This is a genomic window from Streptococcus oralis, from assembly GCF_001578945.1.
GTDB classification, from domain to species: domain Bacteria; phylum Bacillota; class Bacilli; order Lactobacillales; family Streptococcaceae; genus Streptococcus; species Streptococcus oralis_Q.
The window spans coordinates 59,035-60,991 of record NZ_KQ969556.1; the positions used below are offsets into that span (position 1 = coordinate 59,035).

The following is a 1,957-nucleotide window of genomic DNA, read 5'->3' on the forward strand; positions in this document are numbered from 1 at the left end:
AATAACACCGATTGCCGCCTCATCCGCAATCATAGCTGCAATGGTTTCAGCAGGTGTTTCCTCTGGAATGGCAATCATATCCAGCCCAACAGAACAGATAGCCGTCATGGCTTCTAGTTTCTCTAAATTTAGGGAGCCATTTTTCACTGCAGCAATCATGCCCTCATCTTCAGAAACGGGGATAAAAGCACCTGACAAGCCACCGACTTGGTTACAAGCCATCACTCCGCCCTTCTTAACTTGGTCATTCAAAAGAGCAAGGGCAGCCGTCGTCCCATGCGTACCAACTGTTTCTAATCCCATTTCCTCAAGGACACGAGCCACAGAATCACCAACCGCAGGAGTAGGTGCCAAGCTTAGGTCGACAATTCCAAAGTCAACACCAAGGCGTTCACTCGCCATTTGACCAACTAGCTGACCAATACGGGTAATCTTAAAGGCAGTTTTCTTGACCGTTTCCGCTACTACATCAAAGCTCTGTCCACGAACTTTTTCCAAGGCACGCTTGACAACACCAGGACCCGAAACTCCGACATTGATGATAACATCTGCTTCGCCAACACCATGGAAAGCCCCTGCCATAAAAGGATTGTCCTCAACAGCATTAGCAAATACGACCAACTTGGCCGCACCCATATCTGACAGCGCAGCTGTTTCCTTGATGATACGTCCCATATCTGCGACCGCAGTCATGTTGATACCTGACTTGGTCGAGCCAATGTTAACAGACGAACAAACCTTGTCTGTCTCAGCTAGAGCGCGTGGGATAGAATTGATGAGAATTTCATCTCCTTTTTGGTAGCCTTTTTGTACCAAGGCAGAAAATCCACCAATAAAGTCAACACCGATCTCCTTAGCCGCCCTATCAAGTGCCTTTGCCAAAACAACATAGTCTGTCGCATCAGTCGCAGCACCAATTAAAGAAATCGGAGTCACCGATACCCGTTTATTAACAATAGGAATCCCAAGTTCTGCAGCAATTTCATCTCCCACAGCCACTAGATTTGCAGCTTTAGTCGTGATTTTTTGGTAAATCTTTTCAGCAGCACGTTCGATGTCTGGATCAATACAGTCCAAAAGGGAAATCCCCATGGTAATGGTTCTGATATCAAAGTTCTGCTCCTCAATCATGGCAATGGTTTCCGTAACTTGTCTAATATCCATGATAACCTCCTAGATATTGTACATAGCATCAAAAATTGCTGCACTCTGAATATTGATTTTAACATTCAAGGTCTGACCGAATGTTTCAAACTCATTTCTGAGAGAGGTAAAATCCTGTTTTTCGTCACTTGATACGACCGCCATCATGGTGAAATACTCATCCAGTACTGTTTGAGAAATATCATCAATATTCAAACCCAACTCTGCAATCTTCGTAGACACGCCTGCAACAATCCCAGCCTTGTCCTTACCAACCACTGTAATAATAGCCTTCATCCTTATACCCCATTTCTACGATTTTTAGAAAACCTGAACGTTTTTGGTTTTCTTTTTCCTAGTATAACATATTTCCATGAAAAATAGACTCTATAAAATCTATAGTGAAATACGATAGAACAACTCGTTAGAAAGAATCACATGGACATTTTTAAAATTACCACCCCCCTCAGAATTAACAACCAAAACATCAAAATTGATGATATTATTGAACTCGACACTCTAAAGAAAGGTCTGGCTAATCTGGACTATAACGCCATAAATGTAGGAAATTGAGGGGAAGGTACGACCTCCAGAAAGTCTCTCAAAAACTGATTGAATGACAACCCATGACTGCTATCGCTGAAGAATTAAGCATGCCTGTATCTACCGTTATTCGCAAGCTTAAGCAGTTCAAATTCAAGAACAATCATAACTACCCGTCTAACGGGTGGTTTGCATCAGAGCTATAAGTCCAAATTACCAGCCAGCGCCTAAAGACGCTGGCTTTCACTTTGTTCAAGCCTCATTGTTCTTA

General features: G+C 42.9%; 2 protein-coding genes. Both read right to left on the reverse strand.

All coding sequences use genetic code 11. The features are described 5' to 3' along the window. Window positions 1-1,164 (reverse strand): PFL family protein (locus tag SORDD16_RS09155; RefSeq protein ID WP_061453208.1); only part of this gene is annotated, 1,164 nt, incomplete at its 3' end. Between the two features lie 9 nt (window positions 1,165-1,173). Next, complete coding sequence (locus SORDD16_RS09160; protein ID WP_000644108.1) at window positions 1,174-1,440, reverse strand: ACT domain-containing protein; 267 nt, start codon at window positions 1,438-1,440, stop codon at window positions 1,174-1,176. Between the last annotated feature and the right edge of the window lie 517 nt (window positions 1,441-1,957).

What these genes read in the sequence shown, in the direction of transcription:
- SORDD16_RS09160 (WP_000644108.1), bottom strand. Translation starts at nt 1,440, where the DNA reads ATGAAGGCTATTATTACAGTGGTTGGTAAGGACAAGGCTGGGATTGTT.